At 69.9% G+C, this 17,954-nt stretch carries 15 protein-coding genes and 1 other RNA gene; 11 read left to right on the top strand and 5 right to left on the bottom strand.

Annotation, left to right across the window (positions count from 1 at the left end):
- The first annotated feature begins 19 nt into the window (after positions 1-19).
- From O7625_RS29655 to O7625_RS29635, 5 genes are all read left to right on the top strand, one after another.
- The gene (locus O7625_RS29655) at positions 20-886 is read left to right on the top strand and encodes a Nif3-like dinuclear metal center hexameric protein (protein WP_282343238.1); all 867 of its coding nucleotides are present in this window, start codon (positions 20-22) and stop codon (positions 884-886) included.
- Complete coding sequence (locus tag O7625_RS29650; RefSeq protein WP_067314868.1) at positions 883-1,620, top strand: C4-type zinc ribbon domain-containing protein; 738 nt, start codon at positions 883-885, stop codon at positions 1,618-1,620. The genes O7625_RS29655 and O7625_RS29650 overlap by 4 nt, the downstream gene beginning before the upstream one ends.
- A gap of 4 nt (positions 1,621-1,624) precedes the next feature.
- Complete coding sequence (locus tag O7625_RS29645; protein ID WP_282343235.1) at positions 1,625-2,872, top strand: bifunctional RNase H/acid phosphatase; 1,248 nt, start codon at positions 1,625-1,627, stop codon at positions 2,870-2,872.
- Positions 2,873-3,179: 307 nt separating this feature from the next.
- Positions 3,180-3,425 carry a DUF3311 domain-containing protein gene (locus O7625_RS29640; protein WP_067314872.1) on the top strand — a complete coding sequence of 82 codons (246 nt, stop codon included), beginning with the start codon at positions 3,180-3,182 and terminating at the stop codon, positions 3,423-3,425.
- Between the two features lie 118 nt (positions 3,426-3,543).
- Positions 3,544-5,193: a sodium:solute symporter gene (locus O7625_RS29635; RefSeq protein ID WP_282343230.1), complete on the top strand. Its 1,650-nt coding sequence runs from the start codon at positions 3,544-3,546 to the stop codon at positions 5,191-5,193.
- A gap of 299 nt (positions 5,194-5,492) precedes the next feature.
- Here O7625_RS29635 and O7625_RS29630 read toward each other — a convergent pair whose 3' ends face one another.
- Complete coding sequence (locus O7625_RS29630) at positions 5,493-5,972, bottom strand: MarR family transcriptional regulator (protein WP_282343228.1); 480 nt, start codon at positions 5,970-5,972, stop codon at positions 5,493-5,495.
- A gap of 70 nt (positions 5,973-6,042) precedes the next feature.
- On the opposite strand from O7625_RS29630, the gene O7625_RS29625 reads away from it, so the two are divergent.
- On the top strand, positions 6,043-7,266 hold the full coding sequence (locus tag O7625_RS29625; protein ID WP_282343226.1) for an MFS transporter: 1,224 nt from the start codon (positions 6,043-6,045) through the stop codon (positions 7,264-7,266).
- 16 nt (positions 7,267-7,282) lie between these two features.
- Here the strand turns inward: O7625_RS29625 and O7625_RS29620 are convergent, their stop codons facing one another.
- Positions 7,283-8,044, bottom strand: a complete 762-nt coding sequence (locus O7625_RS29620; RefSeq protein WP_282343224.1) for a sulfite exporter TauE/SafE family protein — start codon at positions 8,042-8,044, stop codon at positions 7,283-7,285.
- A 195-nt stretch (positions 8,045-8,239) separates the two neighbouring features.
- Here O7625_RS29620 and O7625_RS29615 point away from each other — a divergent pair, with 195 nt between their 5' ends.
- From O7625_RS29615 to O7625_RS29595, 5 genes are all read left to right on the top strand, one after another.
- On the top strand, positions 8,240-9,052 hold the full coding sequence (locus tag O7625_RS29615) for a hypothetical protein (RefSeq protein WP_282343222.1): 813 nt from the start codon (positions 8,240-8,242) through the stop codon (positions 9,050-9,052).
- A gap of 53 nt (positions 9,053-9,105) precedes the next feature.
- Positions 9,106-9,523: RNase P RNA component class A (gene rnpB / locus O7625_RS29610), an RNA gene on the top strand.
- A gap of 968 nt (positions 9,524-10,491) precedes the next feature.
- The gene (locus tag O7625_RS29605; protein WP_282343220.1) at positions 10,492-10,884 is read left to right on the top strand and encodes a hypothetical protein; all 393 of its coding nucleotides are present in this window, start codon (positions 10,492-10,494) and stop codon (positions 10,882-10,884) included.
- 450 nt (positions 10,885-11,334) lie between these two features.
- Positions 11,335-13,464, top strand: a complete 2,130-nt coding sequence (locus O7625_RS29600; protein ID WP_282343218.1) for a hypothetical protein — start codon at positions 11,335-11,337, stop codon at positions 13,462-13,464.
- On the top strand, positions 13,457-14,500 hold the full coding sequence (locus tag O7625_RS29595; RefSeq protein ID WP_282343217.1) for a hypothetical protein: 1,044 nt from the start codon (positions 13,457-13,459) through the stop codon (positions 14,498-14,500). The genes O7625_RS29600 and O7625_RS29595 overlap by 8 nt, the downstream gene beginning before the upstream one ends.
- 412 nt (positions 14,501-14,912) lie before the next feature.
- On the opposite strand, the gene O7625_RS29590 is transcribed toward O7625_RS29595, so the two are convergent.
- From O7625_RS29590 to O7625_RS29580, 3 genes are all read right to left on the bottom strand, one after another.
- Positions 14,913-15,518 carry a hypothetical protein gene (locus O7625_RS29590; protein WP_282343214.1) on the bottom strand — a complete coding sequence of 202 codons (606 nt, stop codon included), beginning with the start codon at positions 15,516-15,518 and terminating at the stop codon, positions 14,913-14,915.
- Between the two features lie 1,206 nt (positions 15,519-16,724).
- Positions 16,725-17,213 carry a roadblock/LC7 domain-containing protein gene (locus tag O7625_RS29585; RefSeq protein ID WP_084261209.1) on the bottom strand — a complete coding sequence of 163 codons (489 nt, stop codon included), beginning with the start codon at positions 17,211-17,213 and terminating at the stop codon, positions 16,725-16,727.
- Complete coding sequence (locus tag O7625_RS29580; RefSeq protein WP_067306011.1) at positions 17,210-17,581, bottom strand: hypothetical protein; 372 nt, start codon at positions 17,579-17,581, stop codon at positions 17,210-17,212. Before O7625_RS29580 ends, O7625_RS29585 begins: the two co-directional genes overlap by 4 nt.
- Between the last annotated feature and the right edge of the window lie 373 nt (positions 17,582-17,954).

Genomic DNA, 17,954 nt, shown 5'->3' with positions numbered 1-17,954 from the left:
GCCGGTAAGCTGACCGGCCGTGAGCACAACCGCGTCCCCGCCGTCCGTCGCCGACGTCGTCACCGAGCTGGATCGGCGTTACCCGCCCGCCTGGGCCGAGGAGTGGGACCGGGTCGGTCTGGTGCTCGGCGAGCCCACCGACCCGGTCCGCCGGATCTACGGCACGGTGGACGTCGTACCCGAGACGGTCGCCGAGGCCCTCGCCGCCGGGGCCGACCTGATCGTCGCCCACCATCCGCTGCTGCTGCGCGGTGTCTCCTCGGTCGCCCCGACCACCTGGAAGGGGCGGATCGTGCACGACCTGATCCGCGCCGGTGTCGCCCTGTACGTGGCGCACACCAACGCCGACGTCGCCGCACCCGGCGTCTCCGACGCGCTGGCCGCCCGGTTCGGGCTGACCGACCTGCGCCCCCTCGCGCCGTCCGCCCCCGGTTCCCCGTCGGCCGGTGGTGGCCGGGGCATCGGCCGGATCGGCGAGCTGCCCGCCCCGATGAGCCTGGCCGAGCTGACCCGGCACGCCGCCGCCGTCCTGCCGGCCACGGTCTGGGGGGTTCGCGCCGGGGGTGATCCCGCGCGTATCGTGCATACCCTCGCGGTCAGCGGCGGCTCGGGCGAGGGTTTCCTGGCCGCCGCGACCGCCGCCGGAGCGGACGCGTTCCTCAGCTCCGACCTGCGGCACCACTCCGCCGGCGAGCACCTCGCCGCCGGTGGACCCGCCCTGCTGGAGGCCGCGCACTGGGCGACCGAACGACCCTGGCTGGACGACGTGGCCGCCCACCTGCGGGCCGGCTTCGGCGTCGAGACCGTGGTGTCCGACCTGGACACCGACCCGTGGACCGTGCACGCCGCCGCACCCGCGATGGACGACAAGGAGCCCCGACCGTGAAGGCTGAACCCCAGGTCCAGCGCCGCCTGCTCGATCTTCAGGCGATCGACACCACCCTCGCCCAGCTCGCCCACCGACGCCGGTCGCTGCCCGAACGGGCCGAGCTGGAGGGGTTGGCCCGCGAGCTGTCCGGGTTGGAGGACGAGCGGGTCCGGGCCCAGGTCGCCGTGGACGACCTGGACCGGGACATCGCCCGGCTGGAGAAGGACATCGACCAGGTACGGGCCCGGAAGAGCAAGGACGAGACCCGGCTGGCCAGCGGCAGCGGGCCGGCCCGCGAGCTGGAGGCGCTCCAGCACGAGCTGGTCTCCCTCAACCGGCGTCAGAGCGACCTGGAGGACGCCGAGCTGGAGCTGATGGAGCAGCGCGAGACGGCGCAGGCCACCCTGGACGGGATCGAGGCCCGGATCGCCGAAACCCGGGACCGGCGGGCCGCCGCCGAGCAGCGCCGCGACGAGAGCCTGGCCGCCATCGCCAAGGAGGAGGAGTTCAAGCAGGGCGCGCGTAAGCCGCTCGCCGCGGACCTCCCCGCCGACCTGGTGAGCCTCTACGACAAGATCCGCGAGGACACCGGCCTCGGTGCGGCACTGCTCACCTCGGGCCGCTGCGGTGGGTGCCGGCTGGAGCTGTCTGGGGCGGACCTGGCCCGGATCCGCCGGTCGGACCCGGACGAGGTGGTCCGCTGCGAGGACTGCCGGCGGATCATGGTGCGTACCAACGAGTCGGGGCTGTAGCCCGGTGGCGGTACGCGCGGTCGTCATCGAGGCCGACGGCGGGTCGCGGGGCAACCCCGGTCCGGCCGGGTACGGTGCCGTGGTCCGGGATCCGGCCTCCGGCGAGGTACTGCTCGAACGCGCCGAGGCGATCGGCACGGCCACCAACAACGTCGCCGAGTACCGGGGTCTGATCGCCGGGCTGGAGGCCGCCGCCGAGCTGGGCGCGGTCGAGGTCGACGCCCGGATGGACTCCAAGCTGGTGGTCGAGCAGATGTGCGGCCGGTGGCAGATCAAGCACCCGGGGCTGCGCCCGCTCGCCGCCCAGGCCGCCGCGCTGGTGGACCGCTTCGACACCGTCCGGTTCAGCTGGATCCCCCGGGACCGCAACAGGCACGCCGATGCCCTGGCCAACGCGGCGATGGACGCCGCCGCCGGCAAGCCGTCCCGGTCGGCGCCCGGCTCGTCCGCCGGCCAGCCGTCCCGGCCGACGCCCTCGTCGTCCGGCGACGAGCCGTCCCGGCCGGTGGCCGGTGCCGACTCGCCGGGCCGGGCGCAGGCCCGCGAGGTGGCCGCCCGCGCGGCCACCCGGACCGCCGGCACCGATCCGGCGACCACCAAGGCGTCCTGGGAGCCGCGACCGACCTTCACCGCCACCCGGCTGATCCTGGTCCGGCACGGTGCGACCGAGTGGACCGTGCAGCACCGCTACGCCGGCCGGGCCGACGTGCCGCTGTCCGAGTCCGGCCAGGCCCAGGCCCGGGCCACCGCCGCCCGGGTGGCCGCGCTGGCCCCGTCCGTCGCGGCCGTGCTCAGCTCCCCGCTGTCCCGGTGTACGGCCACCGCCGAGGCGATCGCCGGGGCACTCGGCGGTCTGCCGGTACGCCCGCAGGACGACTGGATCGAGTGCGACTTCGGCGACTGGGACGGCCACACCTTCGCCGAGGTGCGGGACCGCTGGCCCGGCGAGTTGGACGCCTGGCTCGCCTCCACCCGGATCGCCCCGCCGGGCGGTGAGTCGTTCACCGAGGTCGGGCAGCGGGTCGACCGGGCGATGGCGGCGCTGCGGGAGGCGTACCCCGGAGAGACCGTGGTGGTCGTCTCACACGTCTCGCCGATCAAGCTGGCGTTGCGCGACGCCCTCGCGGCCGGCGATGCCTTCCTGCACCGGCTCTACCTGGACGCGGCGGGCATCTCGGTGCTCGACATGTGGCCCGACGGCGGGATCGCGGTCCGCTCGGTCAACGACACCGCCCACCTGCCGCCCGACTGAGCCCCGGTCGCCCACCGGCCGGTCCGGACGTCCCGGACCGGCCGGTTCGTCGTGGCCCGGTCCGCTGTGGCCTGGTTCGTCGTGGCCCGGTTCGTGGCCTGGTTCGCTGTGGCCTGGTTCGTTATGGCCCGGTCCGCGGGTCGCTGCGTCGTTCGTCGTCGGTCGATGTGCCGGGCCTGGGGTACGCCGCTCGGCGCAGCCGGGCGGCCGTTGAGCGCATCGTCGCGCGCCGATGGAAGGTGAACCGCTCCACCGGGTCGTAGCGTCCGGCCGTTACCGGTCGGCACGACTACCGGAGGTGGGTCAGATGACCGTCGGCGAACCGGAGACACCCCGTGCGGCGTCGTCCAGGGCGAAGGACCACAGCCCCTGGAACTGGTTGCTCTTCGTCCCGATCGTGGTGCCGCTGATCCCGGTGCTGTTCAACGCGGACTCGCCCCGGCTGTTCGGCTTCCCGCGCTTCTACTGGCTGCAACTGGCCTGGATCCTGCTCGGGGTGGCCACCACCACGCTGGTCTACCGGATGACCCGGAAGCGGGGTGGGGACCGGTGAGCGCGAGGAGTGAGCCGGTTTTGCGAGCCCCGCAGTCGCGAGCGGCAGGTGGCTCGGTGAGCGCGAGGAGTGAGCCGGTTTTGCGAGCCCCGCAGTCGCGAACGGAGGGGGAACGCTGATGTGGCGTGATCATCTGACCGAGATCATCGTCTTCTCGGTGCTCTTCCTGCTGGTCAGCGCGATGGGCTTCGTGGCGGCCCGGTGGCGGGCGCCGAAGGACATGGCGCACCTCGACGAGTGGGGTCTGGGCGGGCGCAGCTTCGGCGGCTGGATCACCTGGTTCCTGGTCGGCGGTGACCTCTACACGGCGTACACCTTCGTGGCGGTGCCGGCGCTGATGTTCGGGGCGGGCGCGGCCGGGTTCTTCGCGGTGCCGTACACGATCGTCATCTACCCGCTGGTGTTCCTGGTGCTCTGCCGGCTCTGGTCGGTGTCGCACCGGCACGGCTTCGTCACCCCGGCCGACTTCGTGCGCCGCCGGTTCGACTCGCCGGTGCTGGCCCTGCTGATCGCGATCACCGGCATCGTGGCGACCATGCCGTACATCGCGTTGCAGCTGGTGGGCATCGAGGCGGTGCTCAAGACGATGGGGGTCACCGGGGACAACGCGGTGGCCCGGCACCTGCCGATCATCATCGCGTTCGCGATCCTGGCCGCCTACACCTACCAGTCCGGGTTGCGTGCCCCGGCGCTGATCGCGTTCGTCAAGGACAGCCTGATCTACGTCGTCATCCTGGTGGCGGTGATCTACCTGCCGTACAAGCTGGGGGGTTGGGGTTCGATCTTCGACGCCGCGGACGCGAAGTTCGCCGCCTCGCCCAACCCGAACGACGGCATCCTGCTCAACGCCGACAACCAGCTCCAGTACGTCACCCTGGCGTTCGGTTCGGCGCTGGCGCTCTTCCTCTATCCGCACAGCATCACCGGCGTGCTGGCCAGCCGGAGCCGGGACGTGATCAAGCGGAACATGTCGGCGTTGCCGGCGTACAGCCTGCTGCTCGGGCTGATCGCGCTGCTCGGCTTCATGGCCATCGCGGCCGGGGTGAAGCCGCTGCCCGGGGCGAAGGAGGGCACCCTCGACAGCAACACGGTGGTGCCGGTGCTGTTCGACCAGCAGTTCCCGGACTGGTTCGCCGGGGTGGCGTACGCGGCGATCGGCATCGGCGCGTTGGTGCCGGCGGCGATCATGTCGATCGCGGCGGCGAACCTGTTCACCCGCAACATCTACAAGGAGTACCTGAGGCGGGACGCCAGCCCGGCCCAGGAGGCGACCGTATCGAAGGTCACCTCGCTGGTGGTGAAGGTCGGCGCGGTGGCCTGCATCGTCTTCCTCGACCCGCAGTTCTCCATCGACCTCCAGCTGATCGGCGGCGTGATCATCCTGCAGACGCTGCCGGCGGTGGCGCTGGGTCTCTACACCCGCTGGTTCCACCGGGGCGCGCTGATCGCCGGTTGGGCGGCCGGCATGGGGCTGGGCATGTGGATGCTCTACCAGATCCCCAACCCGGCGTCGAAACGCGCACACTTCGGCGGGTCGGCGTTCCCGCTGTCCGACTTCGGCTTCGACACCAAGAAGACGATCTACGTGGGCATCGTCGCCGTGCTGGTGAACCTGGTGGTGGCGGCGCTGGTCACGCTGGCGCTGCGGGCGGCGAAGGTGGCCGAGGGCACCGACGGCACCACCCCCGACGACTACTTCGCCGACGAGGGCGACCCCCGCATCACCCCCACCCGAACCCCCACCCCATCCCCCGAACCCATCGCCTAACCCCCGCCCCGCCCTCCTGCCCTCCACCCCGCCCTCCGCCCCTGCCCCCGCCCTCCGCCCCGGTGATCAAGAGCTTTACGTCAACATCCCGCCGAGAACTGGCCCAAACCTCTTGACCACGTGACCGACTCGGCCGCCGTGTCCGCCTCCGGGCTGACTGAGGCCGGTGATCAAGAGGTTTGGGCCAGCGTTCGGGGTGGAGCTGACGTAAAGCTCTTGATCACCGGGGCGGGGGCGGGGGCGGGACGGACGGCGGGGCGGGGGCAGCCGGCGGGGCGGGGGCGCGCGGGGTGGGTGGGTCAGGGGCGGCGGGTGCGGGAGTCGAGGGCCTGGTTGAGGCGGCCCAGCAGGGTGGCCAGGGTGTCCCGGTCGGCGGGGGTCCAGTCGGCCAGGATGTCGCCGTAGAGCCGGGTCCGGGCGGCCTGGACGACGGCCATCCGGTGCAGGCCGGCGGCGGTGGGGGAGACCACGGTGCCCCGCCCGTCCGTCGGGTCGGGGGTGCGGGCGATCAGGCCGTCGCGTTGCAGCGCCGACAACTGCCGGGTGACCGTGGAGCCGTCCAGGTTGAGCCGGGCGGCCAGTGCCGAGACGTTCTGCGGGCCGGTGGCGTCGAGGTGGCGCAGGATCACGTACGCCGCACGGTCGAGGACCCGGTGCTCGGCGCTGCCGGTGGCCCGGCGGGTGGCCTCGCCCAGCCGCATGAGCAGGGCCACCTCGGTCTCGATCCGGCCGAGGGCGGCCTCGCCCGACTCCGTTCGCGTCGCCTGGTCGTCACTCATAGCTGTATGATACAACAGAATTACCTGTATGATACAGTTATATGCGGCTTCGGCCGGACGGGAGAGCGGAGTGGACCGGCATACCGAGCCCCACCGCAGTGCCATCTACGCCACCACGCTGGTGGCCTTCCTCGCCATCGCCGGCATCGCCGTGGTAGACCCCATCCTGCCCGCGATCGGCACCGCGATCGGGGTCACCGCCTGGCAGGTCGAACTGCTCTTTACCGCGTACATCGCGGTGATGGCGGTCGGGATGATCCCGGCGACGCTGGCCAGCGGACGGTTCGGCTTCAAGCCGGTGCTCGTCACCGGCGTCTCGGTGGTCGGCCTGGCCGCCATCGCCGCCTCGTTCAGCGACGACATCGTGCAGCTGTCGGTGCTGCGCGGCGTCTGGGGGCTGGGCAACGCGATGTTCTTCGCCACCGCCATGGTGGTCCTGGTCAACCTCGCCAACGACCGGGAATGGGTGGTCGGCCTCTTCGAGACCGCGCTCGGCCTCGGCTTCGCCGTCGGCCCGCTGATCGGCGGCCTGCTCGGCCAGGTGAGCTGGCGGCTGCCCTTCTTCGTCTGCGGCATGTTCATGGTGCTCGCCCTGCTGGTGGCCGCCCGCAAGCTCCGCGAGCCGACCCACCGGCAGCCGCCCGTACGGCTGGGGCAGATCTTCGCCACCTACCGCCGGCCGGCGTTCCTCATTCTCTGCGTGGTCACCGCCGCGTACAACTTCGTCTTCTTCGTGGTGCTCGGCTACACGCCGCTCTTCCTCGGCCTCGACGTCATCCCGCTCGGCCTCGCGTTCACCGGCTGGGGTCTCGGCCTGGCCGCCGGCATCCTGCTCATCGGCCACCGGCTGGCCCACCGGATCGGCGCCGTGCAGACCGTCGGGGTGGCGCTGGTCGGCCTGCTGGCCTGCATGGTCCTCTTCGCCACCTCGACCGGCACCGCCGAGTCGCTGGTGGTGCTGGTCGTCGCCGGCCTGTGCATGGGGCTGGCCAACGCCAACCTCACCGACCTGGCCCTCGGCCTCGGCTCCACCGACCGTCGGGTCGCCACCGGCGCGTTCAACCTGGTCCGCTGGGGAGCCGCCGCACCCGCCCCGATCCTCGCCGGCAAGCTCGCCGAACACGGGCTGGCGCTGCCGTTCTGGGTCGGCGCCGGGGTGCTCGCCGTCGGCCTGCTGGTCTACCTGACCTGCGCGCACCTGATGGCCGCCGGTTACGGGGAACGGCTGCGCTGGTCCCGCTGGAACCGGGCCGCCCGGCAGGCCGAGCACGAACCCGTCGGGGAGGCCTACTGAGCGGCCTCGTCGCCGTTCAGCCCAGCGCCCGCCAGAGCAGGTAGAGGCCGATCGTCGTGCCGAAGCAGACGATCAGCGTCCGGAGCACCACCGGTGGCAGCCGCCGGGTCACCCGGGCCCCCACGTACCCGCCGAGCATGGTGGCCGGCGCGACCACCGCGACCGCCGCCCAGTTGACCGGCCCGAACAGGGCGAACACCACCAGCGTGGTCAACCCCACCACGGCCGAGAGCAGGTTCTTCACCGCCGACACCCGGGCCAGCGTCGCGTCCAGCACCAGGGCCAGGCCGGCGACCAGCATCACCCCGAGCGCCGCGCCGAAATAGCCGCCATACACCGTGCCGACCGCGACCATCGCCTGCACCGTGAGGGTACGGCGGCGCGGGCCCAACTCGGCCGGGTGGCCGACCAGCCGGCGCAGCGGCCCCTGGAAGGCCAGCACCGCCGTGGCCCCGAGCACCAGGAACGGCACCACCAGGTCGAACGCCCGCGCCGGGGTGGCCAGCAGGAGCAGGCAACCGACCCCCGTGCCGAGCACCGCCGTCGGCAGCAACGGCCACAGCGTCCGCCGGGGCGGCAGGTCCGTCCGGCTGCCCGCCACACTCGCCGCGTAGCCGGGGAAGACCGACACCGAGTTGCTGACGTTCGCCGCGACGGGCGGAATGCCCACCGCGATCATCGCCGGGAACGTGATCAGCGAACCACCGCCGGCCGCCGCGTTCACCATGCCCGCGGCGAGACCGGCGATGACCAGCAGAAGAACGTCCGAGAGCCCCATGGTGCCCAGAGGCTAGTACCACGGCCGTACGGCGGGATCAGGCGGACCGCCGCACACCGCCCCGTGAGACCCGACGCAGGTCCGCGCGGTCGTCTGTCAAGGATCAGGCAATTCGTGGTGCCGACGGTCGGCAGAGCCTAATGTCGATGCCTCCCGGGGCGGTCGCGCCGGCCGGACAGCAGCTGCGGAGGAACCTTGCTCGGGAGATTCATCGCGTTGGCCGGCGCCGTCGTCAAGAACGCCATGCTCTACATCCTCATCGCGGGCCTCTGCCTCTACGTCCTGGGTATGTTCCTCTGGCGCGAGCTCGGCGCCCTGCAGAAGTACCAGGTGCCGTTCCTCGCCACCACGCTCTTCTTCATCCTCGTCTTCGTGGTGGCGCAGACGGCGGTGCTGGACCGGCACCGCCAGTCGCTGGCCTCGATCGAGCTGGGCCTGGCCCTGCTCGCCGAACAGGCCGGTCGAGCCGTCGACGTGCAGGTGTACGAGGACGACCAGGTCTACGAGGCCACCCGGCAGGCCGTGCAGAACGCCCGCGAACGGGTCTGCGTCAGCTACCTGCGCAGCCATGGGCCGAACCCGGTGGGCGCGGCGGCCCGCCACATCCAGGCATGCCGGGAGTGGGCGCTCAGCTCGCCGCACCACCGCTTCCGCCGGGTGATCCTGCACAGCGACGAGGAGGCCATGGCCGAATTCCTGGCCACCGAACTCGCGGCCGTGCGGGCAGCCAAAGTCAAGGGCCACCGGTACGGGGTCAAACTGCTGACCGAGTCCCGGCACGCGGCGGAGGCGTTCAGCATCGGCATCTACGACGACGACCTGGTCATCATCACGTACTCCACCGACTCCCACCGGCACGTCGCCTTCAGTATCCGCAGCCAGGACGTGGTGAACCGCTGTTTCCGCTTCTACTTCGAAAGCCTCTGGGGGTCCGCGACCGACATCGAGAAGTGCATCGGTACCCCCGCCGCGGCCGAGCTGCCCGCCCCGGCCGAGGCCGACCGGTAGCCACCGCTGCGACGCGTCCCGCCGGCACCTCGTTAGGATGGGAGCGCGACGGACGAGTCGACCGGGCGGTCGCGTCGGCGGGCTGCGGCCCGCCGCCGAGGAACGTCCGGACTCCACAGGGCAGGGTGGTTGTTAACAGCAACCCGGGGCGACCCGCGGGACAGTGCCACAGAAAACAGACCGCCGACCCCACTCGGGGACGGTAAGGGTGAAACGGTGGGGTAAGAGCCCACCAGCACCCCGGGTGACCGGGGTGGCTCGGTAAACCCCACCCGGAGCAAGGCCAAGCAAGGGCGTCACCGCAAGTTGACGACCCGGCGCAGACGCTTGAGGGCTGCCCGCCCGATGTCTGCGGGTAGGCCGCAGGAGCCTGTCGGCGACGGCAGGCCGAGATGGATGGCCGCCGCCGGTGCGGACCTCGTAAGGGGTACGCGCCGCGCACAGAATCCGGCGTACAGGTCGACTCGTCCGTCGCCCACCAGCTCAGAGCCGTGATCATGGCTCTGAGCTGGTTCTATGTTCGGGCGTCGCTGGTCGTTCTTGGTCAACGTTGGCCGGCGTTTGACGCCCTGAGCGCTGACTCAGTTGCCCCTCGCCTCCGGTCGGTCGTGCTGCATCGTCGTGGGCCTGTGCGGGGCCGGCGGGTGGGGTTCCGGGTGGAGGGCCGCCGGCTGTGGGGAGGGCCGGGTGCGTCCTGGCCGTGGAGCCGGGTACCGCGACGGGATGAGCCGGTGGCAAGCCGGTCCCGGGGTTGGATCGGCGCGGCAGGCGGAAGCTCCGACCTCGACGGGGCCGGGGCGACGGCTTCCGTACCGGCCTTCGTGGTCCCATCCCCGGATTGGATGGGCCTGCCTGCGCCATGCGGTCGCTGCGCTTCGTGAGCGCCACCCGGATGAACTGGCCCTGGACTGATCTGCGGTCCGCACCGGGGCGGTGTCCCGACGCCTGTCCGCGGCTTACCACCGGCCGGGCTTGCTGTCTCGCTCATGTAAATGCCCTACGACCTGGCCGCCGCGAACCCGGGCCTGCCCCCTTTCCTCCATTCTCGCCCCATGGTGCTCCACGAAACGCTGGCGAGTAGTAGCCGTTATCGCTTTCTCTGCGATCTTGAAGGTTCATCTACCAGGCGAACGTTGTGGTCCTGCCTCTGAATCCAGTTCTACTGGCCCTCGTGACCAGACAGCATAGAGTCTTACCGGGTCGCTCCCGCGATCAATCTGCAGCCCGCGAGATGCGATACGAGATGTTGTCAAGTTTTTGACAAATGCGCCGTCTGGTTGTCCGTAGGTTGCGACTCACCCGCTATCGATGCAAGGGTCGGTAGGCGGCGGGTTGTCTATCTCGGCTTGGGTTGCCGGGGTGGATCCAACTGTCGGAGGATGCCGCGAAGCTATCAAGAGGGGGTGATTCGACTGAGAGAAGTCATTACCACTGTTGTCATGGCACTTGGTACCGCAGCGCTCCAGCTTGTCATGAAAGGCCTGAGTCGAACCAACCATGCGGGCAAGAATCACGGCTTGAGTCTGGATGACGCCCTCTTCTGGTCTGATTGGGTGATTGCTGCAGCGCTTGCACTCTCTGGATCCATAGTCGTGTCGTCGAGTCAAGGCAAGCAGATTCCTCAACTACAACTGTTCCTCTGCTTTGCTGCAATATTCTTCGGCTGTAGCGTCCTCCCCTTCTTCCTGAGGATATTCGCCTACGGGCCTGATGCCGAGATCAAATCCTGGGGTTGGTGGGGGCTCGGATGGGTCCTGGTGGCCAATGCCTCCGGAGTGCTCGTTCTTTTGAGCGCAGTTTGGGCGGGGGTGGCAGTCTATGACCGACAATAGGAGCGAATCGGACGGTACTGAAGGTCACTCCCAGTCCGAGAAGGTGGCTGCGGCCGCAGGTGCGGCTGCGACTGTCGGCAGCGCAGTCGCTTCGATAGCCGTGGCGGCCGGAATGACCGCCGTCCCCGCAGTTGGTATCGCTCTTGTCGCCTCGGCCGTTATCACCAAACTGGTGGCGACGTACCTTCGCAAGAAGCGAGACAGGAGTTAGCCGACCCAGGGCCAGCGCCGGCCGGCGTTCGACGCCCCTACGACGCCTTGGAGACGGGATGCGCGGGTGGCGAGCCGGTCCCTGGCGGGACAGCGGCAGCAGCCGGTAGCCTGGCGGCGCCTGGTAGCTGGCGAGTCACGACCTGCGTCGTCGCTGCTGTCGGACCGCCCGTGTAGCCTTCGGGCCTACCCGCCATGCCTGTGGCCCAGCCAGCCATGCCTGTACGGAAGAAGCGTCACTTGCCACGGAACGAGGCTCCCCCACGGCAGCCCTTCGCGCTCGAATCCCGGTTCGATGCGGCGTTCACCGCCCGCCTGGCGTTGCGCGAGAAGCAGGTTCAGCAAAGCTACCGGCCCATCATCAGCATTCACAAGTGGTTCGCCCGACGTCCCGGCACCCTTTTCCGGAACCTGCTGCTGAGCGAGTTCGGGGACGGGAAGGTGAGTGAGGAGTTCTGGCAGCCGCACAATATCGACGCGGTCATCGCCGACCCGTTCATGGGCGGCGGCACGACGATGTTCGAGGCCCTCAGGTTGGGTGCGGGTGTCGTTGGTCGGGACGTGAACCCGATGGCTTACTGGCTGGTGCGGCAGGGCATCGAAAAGATCGACCTCGACGAGTTCGCGGCGGTCGGAGAGAAGATCTGGCTCCAGTTGCTCGACGAGCTCGGCGAGCTGTACAAGACGCGGTGTGAACACTGCGACGGCGACGCGACCGTCAAGTACTTCCTCTGGGTCAAGACGTGCCGGTGCCCGCATTGTGCATCGGTTGTTTCGCTGTTCCCCGGCTACCGGATCGCCGAGGCCGTGCGGCATCCGCGCGAGGTGTACCACTGCCCGCGTTGCGACCGGTTGCGGGAGATGGGGGCCACGAAGGACCCGCGGTGCCCGGAGTGCGCCACCAGCCTGAAGGGGAACGCGAGTCGCGGCAAGGCCACCTGCCTGGATTGCCAGACGACCTTTGCCTTCGCGCCCCATCTGGCTACCCCTCCCGAGCACCGTCTCTTCGCTATCGAGTACCAGTGCGTCACCTGCTACCCGAACGTCAAGGGACGACAGTTCAAGACGCCGGACAGCGAGGACCACCAGCGGGTCGAGGCGGCGGGCCGCCGCCTGGGTGCCGACGGCGGGGACATTCCTGACGACGCGATCCCCGAGGGGGACGAGACCAACCGGCTCCTCCGGTGGGGATACCAGCGGTACCGGGCGATGTTCAACGACCGTCAGTTGGTCGGCCTGCGTACCCTCCTGCGGCTGATCCGTGAAGTCCCGGACCAGCGTCAACGCTACGCCCTGGCGACCGTCTTCAGCGACTTCCTGCGGTACCAGAACCTGCTGTGCCGCTACGACACCTACGCGCTGAAGTGTCAGGACATCTTCTCGGTCCATGGATTTCCGGTCGGGCTCATCGCGTGCGAAAACAACCTGCCGGGCACACCCCGGGTGGGATCCGGCTCGTTCATCCATTTCGTCGAGAAGTTCCGCAAGGCGAAGAGGTACGCCCAGCAGCCGTTCGAGATATCGCATGACGGCGGGCGGAAGCGGGTGCTCCCCATTCGCGGGGAGAGCGCCGAGGCGGCCCTGGTCGCCGGCCTGCCCCGGCGGGGGGAGGCCTGGCTGGACTGTGCTCCCTCCCAGGAGGTACCGCTGGGTCGTCGCTCGCTCGACGGCGTCTTCACCGATCCGCCGTACTTCGACAACGTCCAGTACGCGGAGCTGATGGACTTCTGCTTCGTGTGGCTGCGCAAGCTGCTCGGCGATGACATCCCGGCGTTCAGGCGAGCATCGACCCGCACCGAACACGAGTTGACCGGGAACGACACCCTGAACCGGGGCCTCGTCGAGTTCACGACGGGCATCAGCGCGGTTTTCCAGCGCATGCGGGCCGGGCTCAGGGAAGGCGCTCCGCTGGTGTTCACCTACCACCACAACCAGCCGGCCGCCTACGCCCCGCTCGTCGTGGCGTTGCTCGACGCGGGCCTGACGTGTACCGCCACCCTGCCGGCACCGGCCGAGATGGCCGCCTCCCTGCACATCGCGGGCACCGGGTCGTCGATCCTCGACTCGATCTTCGTTTGCAGGTCCGCGGGGTTCGTCGCCGACAACGCCGCCCTCCTGCCCGACCGCACCGACGATCTGGGCGCCGCGGTCGACCGGGACGTGGCGGCGATGCTGGCGGCGGACTACGCGTGCACCCGGGGCGACGTGGCGTGCCTGCAGGCCGGCCACATCGCGGGTCAGACCGTGCGGGACCTCGTCGACGACTGGGACCTGTCCGTCCCCGTCCCGGATCGGATCGCCATCGTCACCGCTCACATGGCCAGCCTTGCTGTCAGCACGGGAAGCAGGTCACAACCACCCCATGACTGACGTCCGCCCCTACCAACTCTCGGACGCCCAGCTGCTGGAGCACCTGGACGCCATGGTCTCGGTCACCTTCGCTGACCTCACCAGCCAGTTCATGTTGCTGCCGCGCGGTTCCGCCTTCGTCGCCTATGAGGAGTTCCTGGCCGGCTATGAGGCGGTCCGGCAGGCGACCGGCGGCTTCGCCGGCGTCAGCGTCGACCGGTTGTGGAACGCGCTCCGCAGGAATGCCCTGGCCCTGGTGGCGATTCGCTGCATTCTTGGCATCTCCCCGCCGGAATGGGAAGATCTGACGTTCGAAGAGACCGGCGTACGGCTGCCCAGCAACTGGGCGCGGGGGCTCGACGGCAGAGTCAAGCGGAACCACGCGTTCTTCACCTCCTCCACCGGCAGGACGGCGCTCACCGTCGAGCGGACCACGCTCCTTCTGCAGAGTGCCTGTAGCGCCCTGTCGAGCGGGGCGGAGGAGACGCCCGAAGGTTTGATCCACCGCCTGGACAAGATCGACACCAGGGAAGGCCTGGAGAGCGTTCGCTACGTCGCGCAGCAGCACGTTCCGTACGCCGTCCTGTTGTACGAGCGCTACCTGGGTCGACCGTTCGCCAGCCATCGCGATTCCGTGTCGGAACTCGTGGGCGACGTGATGGAAAGCGCCATCGAGGAGCAGTTGACCTCCCAACGCATCCCGTTCAGAAAGACCAGGCGAGCCGAACGGGTACCGGGCTTCGACCAGGCGCCGGACTTCTTCGTCCCCGACGAGCTGGCGCCGTCGGTCATCATCGAGGCCAAGATCACCGGTGACGACGGAACGGCGCGGGACAAGGTCTCGCGGATTCTGCGCCTCGCCAGCATGAGAGACCAGCGGATCGCCGACGGTCGCCGTGGGTTCCAGGTCGTGGCCTGCATCGACGGTCGCGGCTTCGGCGTCCGCCGCCAGGACCTGAAGGACCTGCTCACGGCGACGCGTGGCAAGGTCTTCACGGCCAGCAGCCTGGGTGATCTGGTACGCAACACCGATCTTCACACCTTCAGGCCGGGCTGACCCGGGTGCGGTGGTCGGGTGGTACGTGCTGCCGGCTGACCCGTTGCGGTGTCCTCTCGGCGATCGGTCGTCAGTAGCGGGTGGAGGGTGACGGGCCGGCGGGGTCTGACGGCTGGCCGGTCGGGGGTGGCGCTGTCGGGTCCTGCGGATCCTGGTTCTCCCCGCCCTGCCGGGTGGGACACGCCGGTAGCGGCTCCAGCTGACCCAGCTTCGCGCGAATCGGCAGGATATCGATGACCTTTCCGTACCCGGTCGGCTCGCCGCCTCTCCTGCCGGGCCGGCAGGACAGCTCTCCCGGTGGTCCTCCACGGACGACCACCGGGAAGCGGCAGGGCACCGAAGCCGAGCCTGAGCTGTCCGGGCGTCGACGTCGTCCGTGGTCGACGTCGACACCCGACGAGCCCGCGTCAGGTCACACCGTGCAGTCGTGTGGCCCGTCGGTGGTGAGGAGCGCCAGCGAACACACCTTCAGCAGGGGGTAGTGCGGCCCCATGACCGTCGCGGCGGTCTCGGCCGAACTGTCCACCGGCACGTTCTGGGTGGCGTGCGGGAAGCCGGCCACCGGCATCAGGTTCCGCAGCAGGACCATGTGCGGGGCCGCCGGGTAGGAGACGGAGAACGGCAGGAAGGTGGCCCCCTCGATCCCCTCGATCGCCGTCCGCTGCTGTTCCCGCCCGAGCACGTACGTGTAGTAGCCGTGCCGGTCTAGGCGGGTGTCGTCGTCGTAGCGGCAGCCGAGGCTCGCCGGTGCGTCGGTGAACCGGTTGATCACGACGGGTTTGACCTGGCCGCCCAGGTTGGTGCACATCGAGAAGTACCGCAGGTCCGTGTGGCGGCGCGGCCAGACGCCGGGATGGTTGCCGGAGACGGTACGGGGCGCCCGGCCCCGGATCACCATGACCTGGTCCGCTGCCGGCGGGGTCACCCAGGTACCGAGGTACGCGTTGTCCGGGTTCGGCGCGAGGTTCTCCACCTCGGACGTCCGGGTGAAGAGCTTCTGGCCGGTCTCCTCCGGCAACCCCGGTCCACCGGGATGCCCAGGCCCGCCCGGTCCACCTGGCCCACCTGGCCCACCCGGTCCGCCGGGTCCACCAGGTCCGCCCGGTCCACCGGGTCCACCAGGTCCGCCCGGTCCGCCGGGATGCCCCGGTCCGTCACCGGGTCCACCCGGTCCGCCAGGATGTCCCGGCCCTCCCGGCCCGCCGGGATGTCCCGGTCCACCGGGTCCAGGTCCGCTCGGGTGTCCGGGGCCGCCAGGATGTCCGGGGCCGCCGGGCTCGGCGTCGGCAGACCTCGCCGTCTCCCGGGCCGGGGTCGGTGCCGGGGTGGTGGGGGTGCTTCCGCCCGACGTGCAGGGGGGCAGGGTCTGTGACACCCCGTCGAGGGTGAGGGTGATGGTGGGCAGCACCACCGTCGCATCACCACCGGTCGGTAGGTAGACCCGGAAGATGACCGACGCCTTCGCGCCGGGCAGGGCGTCCTCCCGGGCCAGTGGCAGACGGTTGGTCTGTCCCAACGCCACCTCGGGGCTGATGGTGAGGGTGAACCGGCCACCCGGCGCGGCGGGGGACTTCCATGGGTTCAGGCTGCCCGGATCCGGTGTGATCAGGTAGTCGGGCATGCTGGAGCTGACGCCATTACGCATAAAGTAGGTGGGCTTGTCGTCGTACACGTTGAAAGAGGCGTATCGCGCGTCGGGGAAGACCCCGGAGATGGTGATTTCCAGACCCGGCGTGACCGGGTAGATGGTCGACCAGTAGGTGGCGGCGGTGTCCGGCCAGTAGGCGTTCAGGCTCGTCGCCCCGTACTTCGACGACCAGGCGCAGGTCGGCATGGTGGTGCCGGCGGCGGTACGCTCGGCCTCGGCCGGTGCGGCTACCAGGGGAATGCTCAGGGCGATCAGCCCTGACAGGAGGAGAAGCGGCCGACGTGTGGCTCGCGTCGATGATGCGAGTACAGAGAGTGGCATCCGTCGACTTGATCAGAAATATGTGTCGACGCAGTTACTGAAGCGGTCAATTGTCGTTGCTGTGTCGCGCGTTTTCGACCTGTCTGTGATTACTGTTTGGAGGCGGTGGTGATATTTTCGGAAAAGCCAGGTCGAGGATATCTGGTCGGGTGGTGCGGCAGAGTGTGGACAAGTGCGGGATTCGCCCGTTAAAGAATGTCTGCGGCCGGGCGGCCGGGGCCACGACGTGGTCCGTCGCCGCCCCCGCCGTCCGGGTCAGGCGTCCGTCGGTACGCGGGTCAGCAGCACCGCGAGGCGGCTGGCCACTCCCGGGGCGTGCAGGTGCAGCCGGGCGACGTTGACGGCGTCCGTGCCGACGACGGCGAGCAGGGCCTGCTCGCTGACCGCGTAGACGCTCAGGTAGCCCTCCTGGTTGCGTACCGTGGACTGCTGGAACTCGCCCTGGCCCAGTCGCATCCCGACCTGCCGGCCGAGGCCGAAGGTGGTCGCGGCGAGTGCGGCCAGGTCGTTCGGGTCCACCTCGTTCTGGAGGTTGTGCGTGATGAGCAGGCCGTCGACGCCGCCCAACACGCAGCCGTGCACTCCCGGAATCTGATGCCGTAGTTCCGCCAGCTCCCGACTGATCGCCGGGTACGGCAACGAGCTGTCCCCGGCGAGCGACGGCGGGAGCGGCCGGGCGGCCGGCAGCTTGGCGCGGCGTGCGGAGCGGCGGGGCAGGGCGGTCTCGGTCTTGTCGGCGCTCACAGTTCCAGGCTCTCCTCGATGGTGCGCAGCTGGTGCCGGGCCATGGCCAGGTTGGCCCGGCTCTTGCTCACCATCAGATAGAGGAAGAGACCCTTGCCGGTACGTCCGGTCAACGGTCGGATCAGGTGGTACTGGCTGCCGAGCGTGATCAGGATGTCCTCGATCTCGTCCTCGATCTTGAGCATCTCCAGGGTACGCATCTTGGCGCGGACGACGTCGGTGTTGCCGGCGGCGGCGACGGTCAGGTCGATCTCGCCGGTGCCGCCGGCCACGCCGAGGGTCATGCCACTGCTGTAGTCGACGAGCGCCACCCCGATCGCTCCATCGATGCTCATCGCGTTTTTCAGGGCGACGTCCAGGCTAGCCACGGTGGTGTTCTCCCGGTTCGACAGGGCGGCGCCGCCGTTGGCCCCTTCGTCTTTCTGCCCACGTGGTGGGCGGGGGGTGGCGCCGCAAGAGGTTTGACGAGGCTCGCACACACCTCGATCCGCTCGCATCCGGGGTCGCCGCATCGGCCTGTCCGGCCGGGCACTGTCGGCCGGCTGTCCGGTCAAGAGGGGCAGGCCGAAGGATGGTTCGTCCCGCGGCGGCCTGTTACCAGGTGTCCACGCCGCGCGACATCGGCGGAGGCCCCCGATCCGACGGTGGTCGAGCTGCGGGGCCGGCGGTGTCGGGGGTCGCGGGCTGCCGTCCGGCTGCTTCTCGGGCAGGTCGGGGCCGGTTTCGCGGTTCTGCCCCCGG

Source organism: Micromonospora sp. WMMD714 (assembly GCF_029581315.1).
Taxonomy (GTDB): domain Bacteria; phylum Actinomycetota; class Actinomycetes; order Mycobacteriales; family Micromonosporaceae; genus Micromonospora; species Micromonospora rifamycinica.
Note: the sequence above shows the minus strand (reverse complement) of the source record. Positions and strands in the feature narration are given on the sequence as shown.

Bases quoted from the DNA above. Each gene is read 5' to 3' on its own strand.
- O7625_RS29640 (WP_067314872.1), top strand. From the start codon at position 3,180: ATGACCGTCGGCGAACCGGAGACACCCCGTGCGGCGTCGTCCAGGGCG.
- O7625_RS29635 (WP_282343230.1), top strand. From the start codon at position 3,544: ATGTGGCGTGATCATCTGACCGAGATCATCGTCTTCTCGGTGCTCTTC.
- O7625_RS29630 (WP_282343228.1), bottom strand. From the start codon at position 5,972: ATGAGTGACGACCAGGCGACGCGAACGGAGTCGGGCGAGGCCGCCCTC.
- O7625_RS29620 (WP_282343224.1), bottom strand. From the start codon at position 8,044: ATGGGGCTCTCGGACGTTCTTCTGCTGGTCATCGCCGGTCTCGCCGCG.
- O7625_RS29605 (WP_282343220.1), top strand. From the start codon at position 10,492: ATGGCACTTGGTACCGCAGCGCTCCAGCTTGTCATGAAAGGCCTGAGT.
- O7625_RS29595 (WP_282343217.1), top strand. From the start codon at position 13,457: ATGACTGACGTCCGCCCCTACCAACTCTCGGACGCCCAGCTGCTGGAG.